This window comes from uncultured Nonlabens sp. (genome assembly GCF_947495285.1).
In the GTDB taxonomy this organism is placed as follows: Bacteria; Bacteroidota; Bacteroidia; order Flavobacteriales; family Flavobacteriaceae; genus Nonlabens.
In genome coordinates this window covers 36283-61920 of sequence record NZ_CANLXZ010000015.1, presented here as the reverse complement: position 1 = coordinate 61920, position 25638 = coordinate 36283, and the positions used below count along the sequence as shown (strand labels likewise).

General features: G+C 32.9%; 19 protein-coding genes. 1 reads left to right on the top strand and 18 read right to left on the bottom strand.

All coding sequences use genetic code 11. The features are described 5' to 3' along the window. Positions 1–265: 265 nt before the first annotated feature. The 7 genes from Q0838_RS08090 to Q0838_RS08060 form a co-directional block, all read right to left on the bottom strand. Positions 266–559: a hypothetical protein gene (locus Q0838_RS08090; RefSeq protein ID WP_298953285.1), complete on the bottom strand. Its 294-nt coding sequence runs from the start codon at positions 557–559 to the stop codon at positions 266–268. An 81-nt stretch (positions 560–640) separates the two neighbouring features. Continuing rightward, positions 641–1612 (bottom strand): TerC family protein, encoded by a 972-nt coding sequence (locus Q0838_RS08085; protein ID WP_298953283.1) that lies wholly within the window; start codon positions 1610–1612, stop codon positions 641–643. Between the two features lie 77 nt (positions 1613–1689). Next, a complete protein-coding gene (locus Q0838_RS08080) occupies positions 1690–2091 on the bottom strand; it encodes a hypothetical protein (protein WP_298953281.1) in 402 nt (133 codons plus the stop codon). Between the two features lies 1 nt (position 2092). Beyond that, positions 2093–2398, bottom strand: a complete 306-nt coding sequence (locus tag Q0838_RS08075; RefSeq protein ID WP_298953279.1) for an HPF/RaiA family ribosome-associated protein — start codon at positions 2396–2398, stop codon at positions 2093–2095. 268 nt (positions 2399–2666) lie between these two features. Next, entirely contained in the window at positions 2667–4553 is a 1887-nt protein-coding gene (locus Q0838_RS08070; RefSeq protein WP_298953276.1) for an OmpA family protein, read from the bottom strand. 21 nt (positions 4554–4574) lie between these two features. Continuing rightward, positions 4575–5525 carry a type IX secretion system membrane protein PorP/SprF gene (locus Q0838_RS08065; RefSeq protein WP_298953273.1) on the bottom strand — a complete coding sequence of 317 codons (951 nt, stop codon included), beginning with the start codon at positions 5523–5525 and terminating at the stop codon, positions 4575–4577. A gap of 19 nt (positions 5526–5544) precedes the next feature. Beyond that, a complete protein-coding gene (locus tag Q0838_RS08060) occupies positions 5545–10230 on the bottom strand; it encodes a gliding motility-associated C-terminal domain-containing protein (RefSeq protein ID WP_298953270.1) in 4686 nt (1561 codons plus the stop codon). Between the two features lie 321 nt (positions 10231–10551). On the opposite strand from Q0838_RS08060, the gene Q0838_RS08055 reads away from it, so the two are divergent. Continuing rightward, positions 10552–11103 carry a DUF4251 domain-containing protein gene (locus tag Q0838_RS08055; RefSeq protein ID WP_298953267.1) on the top strand — a complete coding sequence of 184 codons (552 nt, stop codon included), beginning with the start codon at positions 10552–10554 and terminating at the stop codon, positions 11101–11103. 14 nt (positions 11104–11117) lie between these two features. Here the strand turns inward: Q0838_RS08055 and Q0838_RS08050 are convergent, their stop codons facing one another. From Q0838_RS08050 to Q0838_RS08000, 11 genes are all read right to left on the bottom strand, one after another. Further along, positions 11118–12854, bottom strand: a complete 1737-nt coding sequence (locus tag Q0838_RS08050; protein WP_298953265.1) for an efflux RND transporter periplasmic adaptor subunit — start codon at positions 12852–12854, stop codon at positions 11118–11120. 471 nt (positions 12855–13325) lie between these two features. Next, entirely contained in the window at positions 13326–13877 is a 552-nt protein-coding gene (locus Q0838_RS08045) for a DUF3347 domain-containing protein (RefSeq protein ID WP_298953262.1), read from the bottom strand. A gap of 280 nt (positions 13878–14157) precedes the next feature. Further along, positions 14158–15375, bottom strand: a complete 1218-nt coding sequence (locus Q0838_RS08040; protein ID WP_298953259.1) for a TolC family protein — start codon at positions 15373–15375, stop codon at positions 14158–14160. Then, a complete protein-coding gene (locus Q0838_RS08035; protein WP_298953256.1) occupies positions 15365–19123 on the bottom strand; it encodes an efflux RND transporter permease subunit in 3759 nt (1252 codons plus the stop codon). Before Q0838_RS08035 ends, Q0838_RS08040 begins: the two co-directional genes overlap by 11 nt. Before the next feature lie 112 nt (positions 19124–19235). Further along, positions 19236–19658, bottom strand: a complete 423-nt coding sequence (locus Q0838_RS08030; protein ID WP_298953253.1) for a hypothetical protein — start codon at positions 19656–19658, stop codon at positions 19236–19238. Between the two features lie 1021 nt (positions 19659–20679). Further along, positions 20680–21438, bottom strand: a complete 759-nt coding sequence (locus Q0838_RS08025; protein WP_298953250.1) for a phosphoribosyltransferase family protein — start codon at positions 21436–21438, stop codon at positions 20680–20682. A 10-nt stretch (positions 21439–21448) separates the two neighbouring features. Next, complete coding sequence (locus Q0838_RS08020) at positions 21449–22441, bottom strand: hypothetical protein (RefSeq protein ID WP_298953248.1); 993 nt, start codon at positions 22439–22441, stop codon at positions 21449–21451. 2 nt (positions 22442–22443) lie between these two features. Beyond that, positions 22444–22833, bottom strand: coding sequence for a hypothetical protein (locus tag Q0838_RS08015; RefSeq protein ID WP_298953244.1), 390 nt, complete (start codon positions 22831–22833; stop codon positions 22444–22446). Between the two features lie 15 nt (positions 22834–22848). Continuing rightward, the gene (locus tag Q0838_RS08010) at positions 22849–24303 is read right to left on the bottom strand and encodes a nicotinate phosphoribosyltransferase (RefSeq protein WP_298953241.1); all 1455 of its coding nucleotides are present in this window, start codon (positions 24301–24303) and stop codon (positions 22849–22851) included. 13 nt (positions 24304–24316) lie between these two features. Further along, a complete protein-coding gene (locus Q0838_RS08005; protein ID WP_298953239.1) occupies positions 24317–24748 on the bottom strand; it encodes a nucleoside 2-deoxyribosyltransferase domain-containing protein in 432 nt (143 codons plus the stop codon). A 100-nt stretch (positions 24749–24848) separates the two neighbouring features. Continuing rightward, the gene (locus tag Q0838_RS08000) at positions 24849–25523 is read right to left on the bottom strand and encodes an NUDIX domain-containing protein (RefSeq protein ID WP_298953236.1); all 675 of its coding nucleotides are present in this window, start codon (positions 25521–25523) and stop codon (positions 24849–24851) included. Positions 25524–25638 lie beyond the last annotated feature (115 nt).

The window sequence follows — 25638 nt, the reverse complement described above, 5'->3', positions numbered from 1 at the left end:
CTCAAAAAAGGACTTGTTTAATTCTTCTGTGTAGGGAGATAACGCTGTTTACTCTCATGATAATTATGTTGCTATGCAACTGGTACATTTAGAATTAAAACTCCAGATTTAGGCATTTCTGCCAAAATCTGGGGTTTTTGTGCGTATAAACGTACTTTACAGAAATTGAATATCAAAGGATTACATGTTCTATGAATGCGTCTTTCTATTTTTTATCTGTAAACCAGAATACATTTTTAAAATTCATGGATTTACTTTATAGATTTTATGCTGACATTAAATTATGCTTTTCTAAAAGTTCATTCATAAGTGTATTAACAGCTATACCCACCGACTTCTTGAAATTAAGAGATTCTATTTCACAAAACATATTCTTATCTTCTAACGACACTTTAATAAGTGCAACTTCTCTTGTTCTATTCTTAATATCAAATATTTTTTTATAGGTGATGTCTATCCTCCTTATTTTAGACTCTTCGTGTAGGACTTGTAATTTTTCGGATGTGAATTTTTCTAAACTCTTGTTAGTAGGTACGTGAATGTAGTTAAAATGAATCATTTTCTAATTTTCTAATACTTACGTAAGAATTAGAAAAACGGTTTTGAGAAATGGATGAATTGTTTGAAGTTTTAAAGATATTTACTTTTCTATGTGTAAGGATTCTTTTTCTAGACTAGTCTTAGGGCGGTGGTAGATGGAAAATAAAGCTCCAGTCAGTAAAGAAATAAATATCACTACTAGAGAGAGCCATTCTGGTAAATGTACATAGTGAACAAATAACATTTTAAGTCCTACAAAGGTTAATATAGCGACCAGACTGTAATGAATGTAATGAAATTTATCTAGTAGGTTTGATAAGAAAAAATACATACTACGCAAACCCATAATTGCTAGAATATTGCTAGAAAAGACTAAAAAAGGATCGCTAGTAATGGCTAATATAGCTGGAATAGAATCTAGGGCAAAAAGAATATCCGTAATTTCTATAATCACAAGGGCGAGAAAAAGGGGTGTAGCTATACGTTTACCCATTTTTTTAATAAAGAGCTGTTGCCCATCTATACGATCTGTTACTGGAAATATTCTTTGAGCATATTGATAAATCTTTGAAGTTTTAGGGTCAAATTCTTTTTCTTTACTACTTAACATAGTGTAAGCGGTATAGAGTAAAAATGCACCAAAAATATAGGTCATCCAGCTTATCTCGCTAATTAATGCAATACCGAATAGAATCATTAATGCTCTAAAAACTAATGCTCCTATTATTCCCCAAAATAACACACGATGTTGATACTTCCTATTTATAGAAAAGGATTTAAAAATCACAGCGATCACAAATATATTATCTATACTAAGCGATAATTCTATAAGATAACCTGTTAGATATTTGATAGCTGCGTCTGTAGCGCTTAATTTGTCTGGGTTTGCGAGATAGCCCGCGTCATAAATAAAATAAATTAGTACCGTAAAAGCTATCGCAATACCAACCCAAAGAGTCGTAAATTTAGAAGCTTCTTTAGTACTAATAACATGTGCTTTTCTATTAAAAACAAATAGATCAAGACATAAAAAAATAGAAACTATAACAATGAAAGAAATCCAAACGATCATAAAATAATATTTAAAATAAACATAAAAAAAATCCAGCTTTAAAAGCTGGATTTGATAAAGAAATAAATTTTTAAAATTTAAGGAATATTAACGGATGAGGTGTCTACATCAAAAAATTCTAAAATTTCATTATACAACTTAATCTCTTTTGCTTTCTTGCCTTCTATTACTATAGGAAAGATAAGCATTTCTGGATCTTTTTGTAATACTTTAATAGCACCGTCGCAATTAATATTGCTATCAGTTCCATATTTATTCTCAAATATAGCATGATCAGTGTGTATCAAATCTCTGACCCTAACATTCATCACATCTGCGATTTCTGTCCACGTTGTCCCTGCTACTTTATCCTTACTGACATCTATAGCCAGTAGATCTTTACCAGCAGAGCTTGCATAGGCAAAAATCTCTTTATGGTTCTTATGATTAGAATTATAAAATAATACTAATTGTTTAGAATTTGTAGCTAGTGAGATCATTTTAAGAATGTGTAATTATGGTTGCTTTTCTCTTTTCACATTGTGTCTTGAGTTGTCCGACCACTTTATTAACCGATTCATGGAACGTTGCATGACTCTCTTCGGCAAAGAGTCGTGGACCTGGTGCACTTAATCTTATCTCAGTGATCATTCCAGTCTTATCGCTGGACGTGTTTTCTGTTTTATAAAAAACATCTGCTCGAGTTATCCAATTATATCGGTTAAAAATGGTTTGTAATTTCTCTTTAGTATATTCTTCAAGTTCTTTACTTCCTGAAACATGTTGGTAGTTAAATTGAATATTCATAATGTTGATTTTTATTATAAATTTACTTTAGAAAACTATTTTTAAAAGAGTCTTTAATTTAATCTTAGTACAGATTTAATAAAGTATTAAGTTTTGAGGTAATTACTGTTAATCTATGGATAATTTCAAGTAATCTAATCGAGTGAATAATTCATTTGTTTTGATGGTAATCTCTTTTTTATCCAATCAAAAATTTAAAAATTATTTTAAAGAAAAAAGTCCCAAGATCTATTTGATCTTGAGACTTTCTTATAAGTAAATTACTAAATTATTGTAAGATTTTAAACTCACATCGACGGTTAATTTTATATTGTTCTTCTTTGCAAATCCCTTCTTTTACACAGCCGTTGAGTGGCTGCATTTCTCCATAACCAATACTGCGCAATCTACTTTCTTCAATACCTTGACTAATCAAGTACTGCATAGTAGAAGCTGCACGCTTTTTAGAAAGTGCAAGATTATATTCATCAGGCCCACGTACGTCAGTATGAGCAGAAACCTCAATGTGCATAGCTGGATATTTTTTCATAATACTTACTAATTTATCCAGAGTTGCTGCCGCCTGATTTTTAATAACAGCTTCATCAAAGTCAAAGAAAATTTGTTCTAATTCTACCTGTACATCTCCTTTACGATCCGCCTTTATTCTCTCTTCTGCATCTTGATAGGAGAAAAGCGTTAAGAATATATCGTGACTAATTGCGCCATTCTTATCGGTTGAAAAATCTGTATCAAATGGAATATACAATTTACGAGTGGCTCTAACCGTGTATTTCTTATTGGGTTCTGTCTTGAACAAATACTTTGCATCTTGACCTACTATCATGTCATCGATAAGAACTCCACGTTCATCTAATAAGGATACTAATGAGCCAGGTAATACTTTTTTGCTAATACTGTCTTGCACAACACCACTTACTACGTACTTAGTTAGAATGTTTTCTTTTCTTTTTGCGGTATAGATTTTATCTGATCCATCTCTATTTGATGAGAAATAGGCCTGGTCTTTATTTTCATCAATCACGTAGGCATAATCATCTCTGGAACTATTAATGGAAGTTCCTAAATTAATAGGAGACCCCATTTTATCGCTGATCATATCAACACGATGAATGTCTAGCCCACCTAAACCTTCCTTACCATTTGTAGAGTAATATAGGGTATTTGTATTACTAACATATGGAAATTGATCTAGATGCTCTGTATTTATAGATGCACCTAGATTTTCTGGCTCGCTGTAGGTACCGTCTTCATTTACGATAACTTTATAGATATCAAATTCTCCATATCCACCAGGCATGTCGCTAGAGAAATATAATACTTTTCCATCCTTAGTTATTGCAGGATGTTGCATACTATAAAGCTCGTTATTGAATGGTAGAGGTGTTACGTTAGTCCATAATCCATTTACTTTTTCTGCTTTGTAAAGCTGAATGTTAGAAACCTTCTTTCCTTCTATTTTGATACGCTTTTCATTATTGCGATTAAAGTACATGGTATTGCCGTTATTAGTAAATACGGCATTACTTTCATGAAGATCAGTATTTATCTCTTCAGAATAAGGAGTTACTTTAGTCAGTGTACCGTCATCGTTTAATATAGCATGGTAAAGATCTAAATAAGGTTGATCGGTCCAAGAAAATACTGGTCTATCTATATTACGAGAAGATGCAAAAGCCACTTTCTGACCAGCAATAAAGGAAAGTCCAAAATCATTTTTTGCACCTTTATTTGTTATTGGTTGTACATCAAAAGTGTGAGGAGTATTCTTTTTTAGCTGATTCAAAAATTCTTGTGTGTTCCAGTTTTTGCTATTATACTGAGATAAGTACTGGTCTGCAAGTTTGTAATTCTTTATAGCTAGCAAAGACTGTCCATAGCGGTATGCACGATCTTTATCCACAATATCGCGGTGGTTCTTTATTAACTGTCCATAAGTTTTTTCAGCGTTTTCTAGATCATTAGTATAATAATAAGAATCTGCAAGATTTTGAAGTACCTCTTCCGTAGCTGGTAAGCTTTTATAATGAGGTATTGCCTCGCTATAAGCTTGGCTTTTAAATAACTTATTAGTCTTCTTAAGACTTAAGTTTTGACCTTGAGCAAAGTTTCCTAGACTCAAGGTTGCTATCAACAATGATAATAGTAATCTCATAAGTGTAATGTTATTGATATTTTAAAAGAATCTAGGAGAACGGTCATAACCACTTTTCCAAAATTTAGTTTTTATGTTGTACAATAAAATAATTTCGTGTGATCCAGAATTATAGCTCCCTAGGTTGCTAGTTGTGTAATCATAAGCATATCCCAAACGTAGTTCTGGGGTGACTTTGTAATTAACTAATGCACTCACTGAGTCGTCAATACGATAACCTAGACCAGCCTCAAATTTATCATAAAATAAAAAGTTTGCATTAATATCTGCAGATAATGGCGCTCCCTTAACACCTTTAAGTAAAAAAGATGGTTTGAATTTAAGATCAGGATTTAAGTTTATAACATAACCACTATTTAAGAAAAAATGAACATCCTGCACTCCTGTGGATTGAATTCCGTTTTCATTTTCCAAATGGGTAGTTGTAAGTAAATTAGGAGCAGATAGCCCTACATAAAACTTATCTGTAAAGTAAAAAGCACCAAGACCTATATTAGGAAATGATTGAGTTACGTTATCGTTAAAAGCAGGATCAGTAATTCTACCACCAGACTGAAGGTTAAAACCGTCAAAATTTGCGTCAAATAAAGTAACTCCTGCCTTTAATCCTAATGATAATTTTGCCGTTTCAGAAACAGGAAGAACATAAGCAAAATCTGCGTAGATGTTATTTTCTGTAACTACGTTACCTATGTCATCATTAGTAAAAGAAATTCCTACTTCGACACGGTCACTAACAGGATAGTGAACGAATAGCGAGGCCGTTTTAGGCGCTCCTTCTAATCCCACCCATTGCGATCTATACAGTCCACCTATATTGAGCTCTGACTTGTTTGCCGTTGCATACGCTGGATTAATAATACTCTGGTTATACATGTATTGAGTAAACTGTGGATCCTGTTGAGCTACACTGCTCAAAGAAATCGCAAAAACTAATGTAATTAGTAATTGTTTAATATATAATTTTTTCATCTTGTTTGTTTCTTTGAGACTAACGGCTTAAATAAATTCTTCCTTGTAATGGTTTTGTAACTCCATCATTAAATTTTAAGATATAGTAGTAAACGCCTACTGGTAGTTCACCATCATTTAATAAATTAGAAGTGTTACTAAATCCATTAAAAGGCGGTGTACTTGCTGTTCCTTCATACACTTTATTCCCATAACGATTATAAAATTCAAGGTTATAATTAGGATATAAGAATCCTAGATTATCAACATCAAATACGTCATTAGTTCCATCACCATTAGGAGAAAAGCCATCAGGAATATCTACTGTATCACATGCAGTTAAATCAACAGTAACTGGTAACCTCAAACTACTTTCACAACCTGTAAGCATATCTATCAAGGCGGCGTAGTAAACAGTACCATCAGTCAGTATTGTGCTTAGTGGTAAAACATTTAAACCATCGATAGAGCTGTACCAAACAAGGCTATTTGATGTAGCATCAAATTCATTTATATTTAAGGTAAGTTGCTGTAAACTAGGATTATCATTAATACAGAACAAATTACCATCCAATGCGATAGTAGGTGTAGGCGCATCACTAACTTGAACCGTCACTGCAGTTCTGACGCTAGATTCACACCCATTGGTACTAGTTTGTGTTGCATAGTATGTAGTTGCATCTATCAACATATTTGTATCATTTAATTCTTCTGTAGCGTCTATAGCATCATACCAGCGTATCATCTCACCTGTAACAGAAGAGTCAAGATCCATAACAATAGGAGCATCAGTTGCGCAAAATTCTAGAGAAGTAGTTACCAAAGTAGGAGGCAAAGAATTCTCTACCTGTATAATTAATGTAGAAATTGCATCTACAGCACAAGGTGTTGTTGCTGTTACCGTATAGGTATAAGTTCCAGATGGATCTATAGAAGGGTCAAAGATATTTGTCCCACTATTTAAGAGCGGTGACCAGGTACCTGTTGCATCTGGCGTACCACCTAATAGGCTTAATAAATCTTCTGTGCCATTTGAAATACATAAAGAAACTTCATTATCCATTCCCGCGTCAGGAGCGCTTGTTACCTCTACTAAAACAGAAGCAGTTGCTGTATTACAAGCGCTAGTTACCGAATAAGTATAAGTTCCTTCAGCGTCTAATAATGGATCAAATACTCCTGTAGAACTTGTTAAAGATGGACTCCATGTACCACCAGCAGTTGCAGTGCCTAATAATGTAAACAAGTCTGTTGTACCATTATCAGAGCAAATTTCTAGACTTGTGCTCATTCCTGCCAGGACAGGTGATTCTACGGTTACCGTTACTATTGTGGATGCATCTGTACATGGTGCACTAGCAGTAACAAAGTATTCAAAACTATAATCTCCACTAGGGACAGCAGTTGCATCAAAGATATTATCCGTAATTGCATTAGTACTGTCTGTATCGATCCATGTACCATTAGGATCTTGTGTTCCATCCAGAGAAGTAAATAGATCGATCATATTTTGATCACTACAAACAACTAAAGGAGATTCAATTCCTGAATTAGGTGAATCAAATATATTAACCGTTACCACAGCACTTTCACTAGACTCACAGTTTGTTATTTCGTCTGTTTGTGTAGCAAAGTAATCTTCTCCATTAATTAAAGCATCTGTTGCACTTAATGGTGTGCTCAAAGATGCATCTTCATACCATTGAATCCCTGTTCCATTTACTTCTAAAGAATCGATGGTAGCTGCATCACAAAACTCTTGAATAGCTATTACAGTAGGCGCTCCTATATTATTAATAGTAACTTGAACTGTTTCCATATCTTCACTACAGTTAGGAGAATTAGATACAGAGTAAGTAAAATTATAGGTACCAACTTCAAGAGCAGCAATAGTTACAATAGATCCTGATAGTTGAGAAGTGCTATCATCATCAGACCAAGAACCACCAGAATCTTGTCCAGTAAGTTGATTGAATAGATCCAACGTTTGATCGTTTATAACATCAGACAAACAAACATTAAAATTAGTTGCTTCACCTGCATTCGGTGCTGTAGAAATGGTTACTAAAACAGTTTCAGAATCTGCACAAGCTCCGTTATTAACAGTATAAGTAAAGTTATAACTACCTACGGCTAGATTAGTTATATCTACATCATTCCCAGTTAATACTCCTGTTACGTTATCATCAGACCAGGTACCACCTGCATCTTCTCCAGTAAGTTGATTTAATAGATCTAAAGGAGAATTTTCGGTCAATTCATTTTCACAAAATATGACATCAGTCGCAACACCTGCGTCTGTCACCGCGTCTATTATTACAGTAACCGTAACATCGTCATCAGTACAAGTTCCTATTGCAGGAACGGCATATGTAAAGTCAAAAGTTCCAGTTCCTAGAGTTGTCAGATCAATAGGGTTAGTTAAAGCATCACCAGAAGAAGTAGCGCCCATAAACCACGATCCATTTGTATCTTGTGTACCATCTAGTAAATTAAACAAATCATAAAGAGGACTAGCAATAGCTTGATCTTCACAAATTGTAAAAGGTGTTCCTACATAAGCACCAGATTCTGGAGCTGTTTGTACCGTAACTAGCACAGTAGAACTATTCACACACCCATTATCATCTGTTAAAGTATAAGAAAAATTATAAGAACCTACTTCTAAATTTGTAAGGTCCACGGTACTTCCTGTTAGCACTTCTGTTCCATCATCATCAGACCATGTACCATCAGCGTCTTGCCCAGTAAGTTGATCAAATAGATCTAAAGAAGAATTTGCCTCTAAATCGTTTTCACAAACTATGAATGGAGCAGGAATTCCCGCATTAGGTAACGAATTAATTATCACGGTAACCGTAACATCGTCATCAGTACAAGTTCCTATTGCAGGAACGGCATATGTAAAGTCAAAGGTTCCTAACCCTAAAGTACTAATATCGATAGGATTAGTTAAAGCATCACCAGAAGAAGTAGCACCCATAAACCACGATCCATTTGCATCTTGTGTACCATCTAGTAAATTAAACAAATCATAAAGAGGACTAGCAACAGCTTGATCTTCACAAATTATAAACGGTGTCCCTACATAAGCACCAGATTCTGGAGCAGGTAAAATATCTAGTACTATTGTTTCAGAATCTGTACAAGTACCATTATCAACAGTATAGGTATAAGAGTAAGGACTTTCAGTAACAGTAAATCCAGTAATGTCTATAGGATTTGTAATAGTATTATTCATTGCATCTGTCCATACACCTAGGTCGTTATCTCGTGAATTATCTAATGCATCAAATAAATCGTAAGGAGAATTTGTTATCAAATCATTTTCACAAAATTGTGCAGCCACAGCATTACCTGCACTCGCATCTTCAAAAACAATTACTTGAACTGTTGTAGATTCTTCAGGACAAGGGTTTGTACCTAAATTTTGAATATAAGTAAAATCATATGTTCCAGCTGCATAAACGGATAGATCAATAGGAGAGTCCACCATAGGGTCTGCACTGGTTAATCCTTGAAACCAAGATCCGCCAGCATCTTCATTATCTAATAATAAGGAGAGATCATAAGAAACAGGTAATTGAGAAATACAAAAACTTACTGGACTTTCATTTGAAACCGTTCCTGAACTTAACACATCTAGAATCTCGATAGTAATAGTAGCGGTAGTGTCACTACATAATCCTGTACCTGTAACAGTATAATCAAAGGTATAAACACCTACTTCCTGTCCACTTAAATTAATAGTACCTCGATCTTCATTATTAGTTTCTAAAGTCCCTGTCCAGTTACCATCATTATCTGCATCAGGACCTAGTAAAGGGAATAGATCAAAATCAGCTAGAGGAATGTTGTCCTCGCAATACTCCTGATTATTGTTCATACCAGCATTTGCAGCCGCATCAATTTGAACGACTACAGCAATCTCTTCACTTACGCAGAAAAAGTTATCTGCTTGTACATAGTAGGTAGCGCCATTTATTAATGGAGTAGAGCCATTCAATGCAGGTGGTATAGGTTCATTAAATTCATCTATACTATCAAACCAGTTAAAATTATCAGTTGTACCTGGATTTAAATCGGCTATAGTAGGATTTATATCAGAACAAAATTGCTGTTGTAAATCTGGATTAGGATCCATAGGCGATGGAAAAACTGCGGTACTACCAGTTTCTATCTGACTGCGACAGCCACCAGCGTCAGTAAATACTATAAAAAAGTTAGAATTTTCTGTTAGCTCCATGTCGGTTCCCACTAACATAGTAAGACCAAAATCGCTATAAATCTCTACAGATCCTCCACTAGGAATATTAACAGCAAGAGCCTCATCAATAAAAGACTGTATAGTAGGATTATCATTAAAACAGAAAATCGCATCTAGATTTTGGTTGCTATCGTTAACCGTAAAATCTATGGTAATAGGAGATCTTGTTCCACAATTACCTGTTGTGTCTCCTGCATAATAAGTTCCTTCTCGGACTAGTTGGGTTCCCACGAGTGGATCACCTCCTGTAGGAGCCAGGTACCAGCGTATACTGCCATTCGTTCCTGGTGTTGCAAACTGACTTAATTCATTAAAATCAAAACCTGCTGCGTCGCATATTACCTGATTTGAAACAGGAACAGTTGGGCACTGAGCATAAATGGAATTAAAAGTAATGAAGAAAAGTAATGTCGTTGTGTACGACAGACTTTTCATTCTTTGGTGGAAAATTCTCTTCATAAAATTTAAAATGTGTAATTTCAATGTTATTAAGTAGGAAAAGTAGACTATTCTTAGAGAGATAACAAGTTATTTAAATCTAATTTTAAACATTGAGTTAACAATTAGGTTTATGAATGCTCTTTAAACGTAGTTATTTGTTTTTAAAAGCTCTTAATTTGTGAGCTTAAGATTGATATGTGTATAATGATACATTATATCGGTATTTTGTACTTTTAAAAAAGTTTATAACTACTCGATTGGATAATTTTCTATCCGCTTTCGCGAAAGCGGATAGATAACACGTATCAAAATATTATTAATGATTTTAATCATAACAAAATGAAAAATACAAAATCTGTAGTGTTTATAGTTCTAATAATGCTTTTAAGCTCTTGTAAATCTAGTTTTACAGAAGTAGATAGACTCCAACTTATCCAACTAAAGGAACAAATATCAAATCAAGAGATTCATTTTAAAGCAACTGCGGCATTTCCTCTAAACACACAGTCTGTTAATCATGTCATCAATGATTTTTTAATGCGCAATGGAAATAGTGCTGGACGCATCAATTTGAGTGGTGATAATTACACTGTTCAACTAGTAGAAGATAGAGCGGTTTTTAATTTACCTTTTTATGGTGAGCGTAGAGCTGGTGGCGGTTATAATAGTGATAATTCATATAACTTTACTGGTAAAATCAAAAATTCAAAAATATTTATTGTTGAAGACTCAAATTATATAACTTATAAATTTGATGTAAGAAACGATACAGAAAGTATTAATGTAGTGTTTAAAATATTCTCTATAGAAAGTGCTCATTTAATCATTAATAGCTTGCACCGTTCATCTATTAAATATGATGGACACTTAATTAACGAGATTGTTAAATAATTGCTTGCTTATTTTTATTTATTAATCGTATAAATTACATTACCACAGGTTAACATATCGGTGCTATAATATGGATTCTGTATAATAGATTCATTGCTTAACCATATCGCCGCTTTATCTCCATTAGTCATAGGACATTTTTGAATATAGAGAGGCTCGCTTAAATTTTCTAGTCTCATGAAGTAAGTGATGAGAGACTGATTAAATATAATATAATGATCTCTTTGCTTATTTATGTTCATTCCGTTTTTAATTAATGATAGGGTAGAAACAGCCTCTTTAATAGCTATAATTTCTTGATTACTTAAAAGATTAGACTCGATAGCCTCAAGACCCTTTTGAATCTCAATTGCATATTTTGTTACTTTCTTAGAATCTACCTTAATAAAAGCATCTTTCATTTTTAAATATTGTGGTAAAACAGCTTTAAGAGTAGATTCTAATTCTTTAGAAACACTTAGTTCACCATCACTAATAATTGTATGGTTTTTATGTTTATTCATCATGGAATTTTTGCCTTGTAATTGTGCAGCTGCATCTACTGTAAAAATACTATTAGTGACTATGGCATCGCCATTTTTCAAACCATCTATTACCTGATAATAATCTCCAGATTTAATACCCAGAGTAATTTCTCTCATTTCAAATATAGGTTCATTAGGACTTGTTTTTACATAGACAATCGATCGCTTTCCAGTCCATAAAACGGCACTATCAGGTATGGTTAGAGATCTAGACACCGTAGATGTAGGAGAGATTCTTATCTTACCGGTTACAAACATGCCAGGTTTAAGAAAACCTTCTTTATTTGCGATAGTAGCTCTTATAGTAACTGTTCTAGTAGTGGTATTTAAAATAGGGTCTATAAAAGAAACTGTCGCATCATAATTCTTATTAGGATTTGCATTTGTATTAATAGCTATTTTTTGTCCTATTTTAAATTGCATAATTTGATTTTCATAGGCGTCAAATTGCACCCATACATTACTTAAATTACTGACTTTTAGAATAGGTTGTCCTTGTTTTACATAGTCACCTTCGTTTGCCATAACTTGAGATACATTACCAGATACTGTTGCATGTATATTGAAGTTTTCTCTTATCTTACCAGAAGATTCTATATCGGTGATTTGTTTTTCAGATAATTTCCAGTTTTTCAATTTATTTCTCACTGCCTTATAAAGAGCCGGCTGACTTTTTTTTAATGAGGCAGCAGTAATTAATTCCTGTTGCGCTGCTACCAGCTGGGGAGAATAAATAATAGCTAGCAACTGTCCACGGCTTACTTGCTGTCCTTTATAGCTTATGTGAAGGCGTTCTATACGACCATTAAAATAGCTAGACTGCACAGAGTTATTCTCTTCGTTGATTACAATTTTACCAGATACAGATATAGAATTATCATTCCTGTTAAAAGATTCATTACCCAAAACAGTGGTTTGAATATTTGCAAGTGCCATCGCATTTTCTGTCATTTTAATTTCATTCAAAGCGAGACCAGCCTGACTAGAGTTATCTTGTATGAGATCCATACCGCAAATAGGACAGTCTCCAGGTTCTGAAAGCATAATTTGAGGATGCATAGAACAACTCCATATTTCAGTATCTTCATTCTCATGATGGTTTTGATCTACTTGAGAATTGTTTCCAGATGTCTTTTCAGTAACTGAATTCTTATTTTCAAAAATGACCCAACCTGCAAATAACCCTACTATTGCGGCTATACTTATAGATAAAATATTCTTTTTCATAATTCTTAATTTATGATCTTAAAGGACAACTTTAAAACTTTTTTAATTACATATACAGCTCTTAACTGTAACACTAGGACTGCTGTAATAGTAATACTAACTGTGTTAAAAGATAAAATAAAAAAGAGATTTTACTTTATATAACGTAGGAGTACCACGCATAGATTTTTAGCATTTATCATAGCGTTAAGGTTCTCTATAACTAGAGTAATCACCGCGTTTTCTATAGTAAGATCAGTACCAGAACTCATGGCAGCAACCTTATTATTTTTTGCTGCGGCTGGGCTGGTGTCTCATTCATAAGATCAATAGCCATGGAAATCACAGTACATAAATACTATAGTTTTTTAATCCTTTTTAATTTATATTCTGATAATATACTGCTATACAATGTGCTGGGTATAATTTTATAACTACACGCTTATCAAACCTCAGAAAAATTAACAATTACGATCATAGCATCTATTCCTTTTACTTAATTTCTCTTTGTACTATACCACATTTGAGCATCTGGCTACCATAATAAGGATTGCGTATTTCTTTACTATCACTGAGCCAGCTACTACCTCCATGATACATAGGGCAGTGTTGCTCATATAGAGGTTGCTCTGTTGCAGTTATGGCAATGATATCTGTAATATTTTTACTTAATTTTTTAAAATTCTCTCGTTGTATTTTAATTTCTTTTTCAGAAATAAGGTTGGCATTTTTAATCGCCTTATCTATCATTTTTTTTAATTTATCTTGCTTATTTTCAATAGCTATAGAGTTATTGAAGTCATTTAATGAATTAGATAAATATTCACTATGAATAGTAGCTAGTTCTTTATCATCTTTTACTAAAGCATCCTTTAAATTCAAGTAATTCTTTATAATGTTTTCTGAGCTTATATTTTTCTCTTTTGTAGTCTCTTTATGCTTCGTTTCTACAGCTGCATTCTCTTCTGTTTGCTTGCAAGAAACAGTGAATATTAAGAGTGCTATAAGAGTTATTTTCACTAAGTTGCTTTGTATTGTTTTCAATTTATTTTTTTTAAGTAATTCTATAAATAAGTGTATGAAATAAATGTAATCATTATTTCTAATAGGTAAATGGTCTTAAAGTGTTAGTAAGCACACATAGCCGTTTTCTTCTATAATCTAAAAATGTATTTTTAAAATGTACATTATATTTTTTTAAATAGAATACAGATCTTAATTTATTGAAAATTAGTAATATATCTAATTGATATATTGTTTTCTCTAATAACTTGATACAGTATTCATAAATCATGTTTTTGATAAATAATTTCCTTTCCATTTCTTAATTGGTTAAATAATTAATCACAGCAGATTGTGCATAATAGTTTTCTACGGCATTAACTTGATCTATTTTAAATTTCAATTGTAATTCTTGAATATCGAGAACATCTTTAAAATCTATAGTTCCGGTCTCATAATTTTTAATAAGAATTTCTTCGGCATCGTGGGCTTGTTTTAGGTTTTTATCTAGTGTTTCATAAACTATACGTGCCTTATTGCGTTGTGATCTAGCCCTGGCAAAAGCCGTATTTAATACATTTAAACGCTCTCGTTTCTTAAGCTCAATCTCCTGCTGGCGCAATTCATTTTGTTTAGAAATAGAATTGTATTTTTTATGGAATAAGGGAATAGAAACAGTAACCATAGGCATAAAAATATCTTTACCATTATCAACTATATTTAAATCTGTACGATCGCTAACAGGTAAGTAATTAAATCCCAAACCTATAGAAGGTAATCCCTCGCGCTTATTTAAAACCTCTGCCTGTACCACAGATTCATATAATTTATCATATTTTAAAATTTCAGGATTCACATTTATAGAACCATCAACTAACTCTACATCATTCAGTGGTATGCTCATTACATCACTTATATCAACAGGTTTTGCTACTTCCTTATTCAGTAAATTATTGAAATAAGACTGTGACTCTTTAAATGCCTCTTCTAGAATATCGATCTGTTGCTGTAATTCATTGATACGTATTTGTAGTTTTAGTACATCTACCGCATTTGCTTTTCCAACGGTAACAGCGGTTAAAGCTAACTGTTCATATACCTTTAAAAGCTCTATATTTTTATTAAGTACGGCACGTTTTGCCTTTATAGAACCTAGCTTATAATAAGTCTGCGAGACAGACAGGGCTAGTTGACGCTTTGCAATGGTGATTTGTACATAATCAGCATCTGCTAGCGAGGTGGCATAATTTTTTCTAGCCGTAATGGTGCCGAACCACGGCAACATCTGTTTTACACCTATACGAGCTCTCTGTGCACCGACACGAGTTTCTGTCTCGCTGACAAAATATCCCAAACTTATCTCTGTATTAGGTATCCCGTCTGCCTCATTTACTTTCTCTTGTGATATATGATGTCGCATTTCAACAGCTCTTATTTCTAAATTATTAGCTTGTGCTTCATTAATGTAAGATTGTAATTGTTGCGCTTTCGCGAAAGCGGAAACCAAAAAAGCATAAAGAACTATACTGTTATATCTCATTTTTAGATCTTTTAAGTTGGTATTCTTTTTTCCAGCTATATAAAACCGGAACTAAAAAATAGGAAGTAACATCGATTATCATACCGCCCAAAATAGGGATGGCCATAGGCATCATGATATCACTTCCTTTTCCTGTAGAGGTAAGGACAGGCAGTAATGCGAGAATGGTCGTTACTGTGGTCATTACACATGGTCTTATGCGTTTACCTGCTGCAAGTAAGGTTGCGTGTCTTATTTCTTTTTTACCTGTAGGTAATTCTCTGTCATACGTTTGTGTTAAATAAGTTGCCATAACCACACCGTCATCTGTGGCTATACCGAAAAGGGCGATAAATCCTACCCAAACGGCTACACTTAAATGAATCGTTTTCATATGAAAGAGCTCGCGCATATTCTCACCAAAGAGGTTAAAGTTGAAAAACCAATCCTGACCATACAGCCATATCATGATAAATCCACCTGCAAAAGCTACGGCTATACCGGTAAAAATCATAAGAGATGTGCTTATTGATCTGAACTGAAAATAAAGAATTAAAAAAATTATAATTAAGGCTAGTGGCACCACAACAGCTAGTGTTTTCTCAGCTCTTAGGTGGTTCTTATACGTACCAGTAAAACTATAACTTATACCTTGTGGCATGATAAGATCACCGTTATCTATGTGTTCTTGTATCAGTTCTTTAGCATTTTCAATCACATCAACTACGGCAAAATTATTTAATTTATCAAAGAGTACATATCCTGTTAAGAAAGTATCTTCGCTCTTAATAACTTGTGGGCCTTTTTCATAATTTATTTCTACTAACTCGCTTAGCGGTATTGGACTTCCTTTTTCTATAGGCACGTAAATTTCTTGTAAATTTTCTGGTGTGTTTCTCAATTCTCTAGGATATCGTACACGCACGGCATAACGTTCTCGACCTTCTACCGTTTGTGTAAGTGGTATGCCACCTACAGCTACTTCTAGAATTTCTTGAACATCGCTCACTGATATACCATAACGGGCGAGTTGTTCTCTTTTTATATCAATGAGTAAATAAGGTTTACCTATTATGCGGTCTGCAAAAACGGCTTGCTTCTTAACACCAGGAACTTGTTTTAAAATACGTTCTAGATCTATACCCCATTTTTCTATTGTTTTTAAATCGGGCCCTTTTATCTTAATTCCCATAGGAGCACGCATCCCGGTTTGTAACATAATAAGTCGCGTCTCGATAGGTTGCAACCTGGGTGCAGAGGTTACACCAGGTAATTTAGTAACCTTTAAAATCTCGTTCCATATATCGTCTGGATTATTGATTTCTGGTCGCCAGTTGCGGTAGTACTCACCATCTGGATCTTCTATAAGATCTTCTCTTTGAGCTGTTGTTCTTAGAGTTGCATGATCATAATTTGCTCCTTTATCAATAGGTCGATTAGGGTTGATGATTAATTGATTATTTTTAAGAACATAAAAACCATCTTCATTTACTCGGTAACGCTGTCTTTTACCTTGTGCATTGTGCATAAATTCAGGTTTATATTGAATCATGTTCTCGTACATAGAAAGCGGTGCAGGATCGAGTGCAGACTCTGTTCTACCAGATTTACCTACCACGGTCTCTATTTCGGGAATACTCGCTACAGCCATATCCAGTTGCTGTAATACACGTTTATTTTCTTCTACACCTGCATGAGGTAGGGAAGTGGGCATTAATAAAAAAGAGCCTTCATTAAGTGCCGGCATGAACTCTTTACTAATATCGCGCATAATTAAAACACCTAGCGTTAATACTGTAAAAGGTATAACTAAGAACAATATTTTATTTGCAAGTGCCCATCTTAAAATACGATCATAGTATAATTTTAATAAAGTAAAGAACCCTAAAATTCCAAAACATATAAGAGAAACTAATACTATATTGAGTGCTATGTGGCGATCAAAACCAAGAGGTCTCCAATAATTTGCTAATAAACATACAATAGAGATAGCTGCTATGGCGATGTTTATGTAGTTAGCACGCTTTCGCGAAAGCGTACCCAACAAAGACCACAGTGCTACAATTGAAAAACCTACCAGTACTAGCCCTAACCAATAGCCATAAACGATAGCTGTGATTCCCAAAAGGAATGAGAGTGTGTTGATCATTAATTTGAATCGATTTCCTATGGTAGTTTTTCTAAACAAAAAGGCAGCAAATGGCGGTATTAAAAATAGGGAAATGATAAGAGATGCGGTAATTGCCATAGTTTTAGTAAAGGCAAGTGGTCGGAATAGTTTCCCCTCTGCACCTATCATGGTAAATACAGGTACAAAGCTAATTATGGTAGTTAAAACAGCAGTAAGTATCGCGCCAGAAATCTCTGATGTGGCATTATAAATCACCTCATTAATAGTAAATGGAGTCCCATCTTCTCTGGTATTTAATTTCTCATCCTGGAGATGACGTATCATATTTTCGGCAAGTATGACGCCTACATCTACCATAGTACCTATAGCTATGGCAATACCAGAAAGTGCTACTATGTTTGCATCTACATGAAACAATTTCATAGCTACAAAAACCATAAGAACTGCAACGGGCAATAAACCAGAGATAAGTATAGACGCACGCAAATTAAAAACCATGATAATAATTACTAAAATGGTGATTAATATCTCTATAGTAAGCGCCTCGCTCAAGGTATGTAATGTCTCTTTAATCAATACCGTACGATCATAAAAAGGAACTATGGTGAGCTGTGAGACTCTACCGTCTGACAAGGTTCTAGATGGTAATCCTGAACTAAGTTCTGTGATTTGGGCTTTTACATTATTGATAACCTCTAGTGGGTTTGCTCCATAGCGTGCGATGACCACACCACCTACTACTTCGGCACCTTCTTTATCTAGAATGCCACGTCTTGCGGCTGGTCCTAAATGTACCTTTGCAATATCTTTAATACGCAATGATGTAAAATCTTTAGAATCTACAACAGCACTTTCTATGTCGTTTATGGATTTTATATACCCTAAACCTCGCACCAGATATTCTACCTGATTAATTTCTAGAGTTTGTGCACCTATATCTTTATTACTTTCTTTAACCGCTTTTACAACAGCAGCCATGGTAACATCGTACTGACGCATTTTTTCTGGATCAATATCTACCTGATATTCTTGTACGTATCCACCTATAGAGGCTACTTCAGAAACTCCACTAGCAGATGATAAACCGAATTTTACATAATAATCTTGTATGCTACGCAACTCATGTAAATCCCAACCACCGGTAACTTTACCGTCTTTATCACGACCTTCTAGCGTGTACCAAAAGATCTGTCCTAATCCTGTTGCGTCGGGACCTAAATTAGGATTAACTCCATCTGGTAAAAGATTTGATGGTAATGAATTGAGTTTTTCTAAAATGCGACTGCGTGACCAGTAAAACTCTACATCTTCTTCAAAAATGAGGTAGATAGTTGAGAAGCCGAACATAGAAGAACTACGTATGGTCTTTACTCCTGGAATACCTAACAAAGAAGAGGTGAGTGGATAGGTTATTTGATCTTCTATGTCTTGTGGAGAACGACCTGCCCACTGTGTATAAATTATTTGTTGATTCTCTCCTATATCTGGAATGGCGTCTACCGCTACAGGATCAGATGGTAAAAAACCTAAATTCCAATTAAAAGGTGCATTAATAGTACCCCAGCCTATAAAAAGGCAAAGAAGTAATGCAGCTAAAAATTTGTTTTCTATAAAAAAATGAATTGCCTTATGAATCATAAATTTTTGATTATGAGTATGTTGAAAATAAAACCTATCTAAAAATGAGATGGCCACTTCTAACTCATTACAGCACAATGCAGTTGAGTCAGGTTTTCAAAAAACTAATAAATCAGATTAAAAAGGACTGGTGTAGTACCTGCACATCTCGCTTAGGAATAGGAGGTGAGTAGGGAATTAAAGGAACCTCGAGTAAGGTAGTGCTATCACTTACAATGATATAAGAATAAGTAAATGGTGCAATGAAAAATGGATGGTTAAAAGCGATTTTATCTAAAGATAATCTAAGATCTTCCTGACCTTGTTTAATTACTTCATGATCTGTACAACAGGATTTTTTTGTGATTTTCGGTAGTTTACAATCGGCCATAAGAGCCATTGCTTTTTCCATACCACAAGATTTCGCCTTCTTTGTAAATGAAAAATCTACTAGGGTTTCTCCACAATAATGCATGTCCACAGTAAATGATAGCGTAGTAAATAGAACCACGCAAGTCATAAATATGGCAAGTATTTTATGTGCAAATTGTTTCATTAAGACAAATTTACTCAATTTCTAACTAGTAAAAAACTAATTAACAAATGGATAAAGAATATACTGTTATCAACAATTTTTAATATTGCAAAAAGCAAAGCAGGCGGTATATTTTATTTTTAAGGAATTACATTTTGTATTTTATTAAATAATATGATGTAATGGACTTGAATTTATAGTTGTTTACCATATTCTATAAGGTTAGATTTTTAATTATTCTTGATTGCGATCTATCGCTTAAATTATACATATAGGGAAGCATAGATAAGGGCATAGATTTTCTTTTTATGATAGGTTGTTTATTCTTCTATTTGACATAATATATATTATGATTCAAATTATGTCAAATACTTTTTCCCCTGAAATCATGTTTATAGGCATATATTTAATATTCATAAGAATAATCTCAATACTTTGATCTTTAGACATTCGTTATTTTACTTCTCGTTTAATTTTAATATTCCTTACCATCCATCATCATTTTTGAAATAAGCGATTCTCAGGAAACACTTGAAATACATTTTTGTACCTATTATTAGTCGCTATGTAAAATGCAGTTTTTAAATATCAACGATTCTTTTAAAGAATTATGCATTGCAGTAATTTTTTTAATACAATTAACAGGCGCATACTAACACCCATTAAAAAAGCTAACTTTTACATATTTTCATAATTTTCGTATTCTAGGAAAAATGTACGTATAATTTTTTCTCCGACATTTTCTTTAAGTAAAAAGCAAAATTTGAGGCTGCCCAAAACTTTAGATATAACGTTCGTAAAATTCGCTGTATTTTAGAAAAATTTTTAGCTGGTGAAATGCTTTGAACTACTATAAACATTAGAACTACTCACTTTATGCATTCCTAATTCTGTTAAAGATAACGCTCTTTCACCTAGTGTTTGCCCATAGTTTTTTGAGGCCATTTTGCAAACGCTCCATCTAGTTGAAAGTATATTCTATTTTACATAATACTTTTGCATAAAAAAGCAGACTCTTAGATCTGCTTTTCATTTTAGATATTTAAATCACTTCAAATTGTGTAACATATTCATTATCAATATTTTTAAAGCTATTTGTACAATATATATGATCAATAGTTTCTTTTAATTCTTCAAAGCCATAATTAAATTGTGCGTGTGTAACATATAAAAATACTTTGGTTGCACCTTGATCTTTTAAAGCCTGAGCTAAAAACTTAAAGGTTCTACCACCATCGGCTAAATCATCGACAATTAAGCATTCTTTTCCTTTTACATCACCTTGAATACTAATAACTGGCGCCCCATTTACTCTAACTTTATTAGAAGGTACTAAATCTGCATTCAAATTTTCGGCAATCTCATGAGTAGTCTTATAAGCGCCAGCATCAGGGCTTACTAATACGGGATTACCTATGGTTTTAAAAGCTTTTTCTACAAATTGAAAGTGAGAAATTTTATCAGAATTATTAATTAAAGCCAATGAAATAGGACTATGTGGATGTAGAATAGAAACTTTATCAAATTGCATAGTATTAATAAAATCAGTGATCACTTTTAGATCAAAAGATTCACTTTTATTAAATCGTCGGTCTGAGCGTTGACCAATTAAGCAGTATATCGTTAATTTAGATATGGCGCTCTTATTGGTTGAGTTTTCTGCATTCCAAGCTTCTTTTATGGCAGCAACTTTAAACAAATCCTCATAACTATTTCCTCTAATTTTAATATCTAGATTTCCATTTTCTATAATTTTAGCGGCAACCTGTCCATCTTTAAATTTTTTTATTTCGTATTTCATATTTAAAGTTTTAACGATTAAATTGTTCTATCGCTTTTTTTAACAACGTATTTGACCTCCCATAACTAACGATCTTGATATCTAATGGTATGCTTTTGAATTTCTCTATTGCTTTAATCAAAGATTCTATAATCCAATCAAAGTCGTTACCAAAAGCTCCGCCTCCAACTAAAGTTAAAAAAACCTTATTTGATTTCCCTTTATTTAGATTAATCATTGCAGCATGTAATGTAGCTTCATAGGTGGCTTCTAAAATTATTCTAGCAAAATTCTCCCAATAATGTGATTCAATTTGAGAATATGCAACAGGTAAGGCTGAGCAATATATTTGTGATACAATTTGTTTATTTTCCACAAGTGTTACTTCAGTATCCCATTGTATTCCTATTTTAAGTTTACCTTTTAAATGCTCTCTTTCGTTTTTGGATAGGTTACTTAATTGCTTATTAATATTAAGAAGCCCATTTTGATTTATTAAAGCATACCCATTACTCATTTTCCATAATTCTAACGTTTCATTGTTTAATTCTTTTCCTATGTCATCTAAACAATTAATTTGTTTTGAATTAGTTTGTCCAATATTACCTTTTAAAGGCACAAAATAATTTCTGAAAATTGTACCTGCCCCACAAGCAATTGCACAAGCTGGCCCTTGAGTATAATCATTTTCATAAATATCAATTCCTCTTTCAGGAGAGACATTAGGGCCGACCATCTCTAATAGGTTAAATTGAGAAGCAGCTTGAAAAAGTGAATTTCGATTATTTAAATCACAATGTAACTCCTGAACATCTGCTACAATTTCTGAGACTTTTATTTTTTGTATGGTTTTAGGTTGAACAAATTTTTCTCTTAACTTTTCTAAAGAGACAATTTCTAATTCTCCAAATTGAAAGGATCTATCGTTAATTTTTGAAATAAGGTTTTCTCCATCAATAATTATATTATTCTGTACATTTTTAAACGATATTTCTTCAAAACCTGTTAAATCTTTAAACCACATATTTAAAGTTTTTTATTTCGTATTTCATCTGTCAATCTTTTTAAATTGTTGTAAGACTCTTTTAATCCAGCTCTATCGTCTAATAATATATTATAATAAGGTTTTCTAGTTTTCATTAATGGATTCTCATTGATCAAATCAAAAGGAATATCACGATCAATTAAATCTTGCTTTATAACGTCTAATTTTTCACCTTCATTTCCTGTAAATAGTATTAAAATGAATCCATAAGATTTACAGATTCTTAAAAGTTCTACGATAGCTTCATAGTTAATACCTTGGCTATGGTAATCGAAAACTGTATTGTCATAATCAAATGCTACAAATAGACTTTTGTGAGCTAAATAATCTAGTTTTAATCTATTATAAAAATCGAATTCTAAAACATCCATAACCTAACTATTTAATTAAATATTAGTATTAATACGTTCTCTTATCTCCTGTAAAGTAACTTTATTAACAAATTGTCCGTTTTCATAAATTACCTTTAACTCACCTTTATTCTCTTCTTCTGGAGTAACTTGGTCTACTAAAACATATTCATCATTTACTTTATCAACTTTTATCAAACCTTTTGCAGATTTTTTAACACCATCATCTGTAATTGGATCTTTAAAAATCTCTCTTCGTTCACCATTTACTACAACAGAAGTAGCTTTCATTGCAAAACCAAAAGTATCTCTAGTATTAAACTGGTATGTAAATGAACCAATTCCTAAAACAACATTGGTACTAGCAAAACCTTTATCGTGTAATCTTTGACAAATATTTTCTGCTCTTTCCGTGGTAATACTATCTCCATAAATAGCTCCAATATGAGAATCTAAAACTTTAAAACCTTGTGCGTTAACAGTGCCTCCAAAAATATCCCAAAGTAACTCTACTACTCCTTTGTCTTTTGGAACTTTTGCGCCTAGTTTACGTGCTTCTCCACAAATAATATCTACAGGATCGCCACTATCTGGTCGAATTACCAATTTTCCATCTCTTGATAAAACTTCATCTTTTAATTTGGGCAAATACTCAGTAAGTACTTTCCATAAATCCCATGTATCACTAACAACTGATAATATTCCACTAGGATAAGTATTCATTAATGCTCTAAAAGTGCCAATTTCATCATCTTTTGTTCCTGCACACATTACAGAGTGCTCTGTTGCATTTACAGAACCAATTACAAAACCTTCAGCATTATAGTATTTACGTAAACTACTAATAACAGGCAAAGTATCAGATCCTAGAAATACAGCGCCGTGACCCATTCCTGAAGATATGGCGCTTTGTAAACCGCCCATCCCTCTCATAGAAAAATCGTGTCCTTGAAAATCAATAAACCCTAAATTTTCCTTGTCTGTTTTTAATGTCCAATCTTTAAATATTCTTTTATAACGTAAAGCGATAGTTGCTGAAGTCATAGGTTGCCATAACATGGTAGATAAAATAGTTTCTAAAAAATTAGTAATCCAATAGAATTTTTTATCTGTGTTAACCACAGTAACCATGGGAACTCTAATAGGTACCTCTACTCCTTCTGGCAAGGCTTTTACTTTTATAGGTAAATATTGTAAATCATGTAATTCTTCATAATGCGTTACATCATATTCAGTACCTAAATACATAGATAATTCTTCTTTCAACTCATTACAAACTTTTGCTTTTGGTTGAGAGAAAAAATTATCTTCAAAATAATCATGCAACCATTGAAATACATATTGTTGTCCAAATGAAACCACTTTATCACAACCTTTAGGAGCATATTTGTTACTCCTTGGTGTCCAGTTAGAATATACTTCTTCTGTTCCCTTAGGGTATTGTTGGTGGTGTCCTGTTTTGTATCCGTCTGTTAATAGTAATCCGTTCATAATATTTGTTTTTTTAAGTTAGTGTGTTTATGGCCTTTTCGAAATTAAGAAAGATAGGTGTATTATATTTATTACATAAAGTATATACATACCTACTTTTATAAAATTCTTTTGGACATATCACTATTAATTTTTTTGATGCTACATACATTCCTAATTCAACTAAAGATATTGGTGATTTAGCATCTGGAAGGAAATTAAGTATTATTTTATCTGACATAGATAAGGAATCTAACTCCCATTCTATATGCGCTTTCATCTCTATTTCATTTAAATCATCATGTTTATCATGTGTAGGGTCAATAAAGTAATTTTTACGATCTAATTTATCTATAACCTGTTTCCTCCAGTTTCCAGTCAGTTTATTATCTATACTCCCTGCTAAAAAAATATACTTCTTGTTATTTTCTTTTATGGGTAATTTGTTATTTGAAGTGATGACCATAGTATGCTTATTTGCGTAATTATGACACAAATATATATTAGTTGAATCTTTTAACCAAATTATATTTGTGTTATTTTTACACAAAGTTATTTTTGTTAGTTTATATTTCGAAAATAATGCCTTCTTTTTTTAACTTAAAGTATCGTTCTCTATTGAATTTAAATAGATTAGCTGGCCTACCTGAACCCTTAGAAACTTTTTCATCTAATTCATCAAGAATATTTAAACTCAATATTTTTTTTCTAAAATTACGTCTGTCAATTGCTCTACCTAGAAGTGTGGTGTACAATTTTTCTAAATCTGAAAAAGGAAATTTAGTATCTAATAACTCAAAACCTATAGGTTCATAGGTGATTTTTCCTTGTAATCGAGCTATCGCTAACTTGAGGATTTCTTCATGATCAAAAGAAAGTGATGGCAGTTCATTAATCTTAAACCACTGCACTTCTTCAGCATCAGTAGAAGCAAATATTTTAAATGCACTAGGCTTTATTAAACCAAAATAGGCAACAGATACTACTCTACACCTAGGATCTCTTTTGGGATTTCCAAAAGTGTACAATTGCTCTAAATAATTTATTTCTATACCAGTTTCTTCTTTAAGCTCGCGCTCAACAGCCTCTTCTAAAGATTCATCTTCCAAAACGAAACCTCCAGCAATAGCCCATTTACCTTTAAAAGGTTCATATTTTCTTTTAATAAGTAATACTGAAATTGTTCCAGATTCATAACCGAAAACTACAGCATCTACGGAAAGCTTGATGGATTGTTGCATATTATGCGTATTTTTTACGCTAAAATATAAAATAATAGTTATAGATATGTGCACACTGCATGTGGAATATATGATTACTTAACTATCTAGTTTATCAATCCTAATTAATCATGAG

Bases quoted from the DNA above. Each gene is read 5' to 3' on its own strand.
- Q0838_RS08090 (WP_298953285.1), bottom strand. From the start codon at position 559: ATGATTCATTTTAACTACATTCACGTACCTACTAACAAGAGTTTAGAA.
- Q0838_RS08085 (WP_298953283.1), bottom strand. From the start codon at position 1,612: ATGATCGTTTGGATTTCTTTCATTGTTATAGTTTCTATTTTTTTATGT.
- Q0838_RS08080 (WP_298953281.1), bottom strand. From the start codon at position 2,091: ATGATCTCACTAGCTACAAATTCTAAACAATTAGTATTATTTTATAAT.
- Q0838_RS08075 (WP_298953279.1), bottom strand. From the start codon at position 2,398: ATGAATATTCAATTTAACTACCAACATGTTTCAGGAAGTAAAGAACTT.
- Q0838_RS08070 (WP_298953276.1), bottom strand. From the start codon at position 4,553: ATGAGATTACTATTATCATTGTTGATAGCAACCTTGAGTCTAGGAAAC.
- Q0838_RS08065 (WP_298953273.1), bottom strand. From the start codon at position 5,525: ATGAAAAAATTATATATTAAACAATTACTAATTACATTAGTTTTTGCG.
- Q0838_RS08060 (WP_298953270.1), bottom strand. From the start codon at position 10,230: ATGAAGAGAATTTTCCACCAAAGAATGAAAAGTCTGTCGTACACAACG.
- Q0838_RS08055 (WP_298953267.1), top strand. From the start codon at position 10,552: ATGAAAAATACAAAATCTGTAGTGTTTATAGTTCTAATAATGCTTTTA.
- Q0838_RS08050 (WP_298953265.1), bottom strand. From the start codon at position 12,854: ATGAAAAAGAATATTTTATCTATAAGTATAGCCGCAATAGTAGGGTTA.
- Q0838_RS08040 (WP_298953259.1), bottom strand. From the start codon at position 15,375: ATGAGATATAACAGTATAGTTCTTTATGCTTTTTTGGTTTCCGCTTTC.
- Q0838_RS08035 (WP_298953256.1), bottom strand. From the start codon at position 19,123: ATGATTCATAAGGCAATTCATTTTTTTATAGAAAACAAATTTTTAGCT.
- Q0838_RS08030 (WP_298953253.1), bottom strand. From the start codon at position 19,658: ATGAAACAATTTGCACATAAAATACTTGCCATATTTATGACTTGCGTG.
- Q0838_RS08025 (WP_298953250.1), bottom strand. From the start codon at position 21,438: ATGAAATACGAAATAAAAAAATTTAAAGATGGACAGGTTGCCGCTAAA.
- Q0838_RS08020 (WP_298953248.1), bottom strand. From the start codon at position 22,441: ATGTGGTTTAAAGATTTAACAGGTTTTGAAGAAATATCGTTTAAAAAT.
- Q0838_RS08015 (WP_298953244.1), bottom strand. From the start codon at position 22,833: ATGGATGTTTTAGAATTCGATTTTTATAATAGATTAAAACTAGATTAT.
- Q0838_RS08010 (WP_298953241.1), bottom strand. From the start codon at position 24,303: ATGAACGGATTACTATTAACAGACGGATACAAAACAGGACACCACCAA.
- Q0838_RS08005 (WP_298953239.1), bottom strand. From the start codon at position 24,748: ATGGTCATCACTTCAAATAACAAATTACCCATAAAAGAAAATAACAAG.
- Q0838_RS08000 (WP_298953236.1), bottom strand. From the start codon at position 25,523: ATGCAACAATCCATCAAGCTTTCCGTAGATGCTGTAGTTTTCGGTTAT.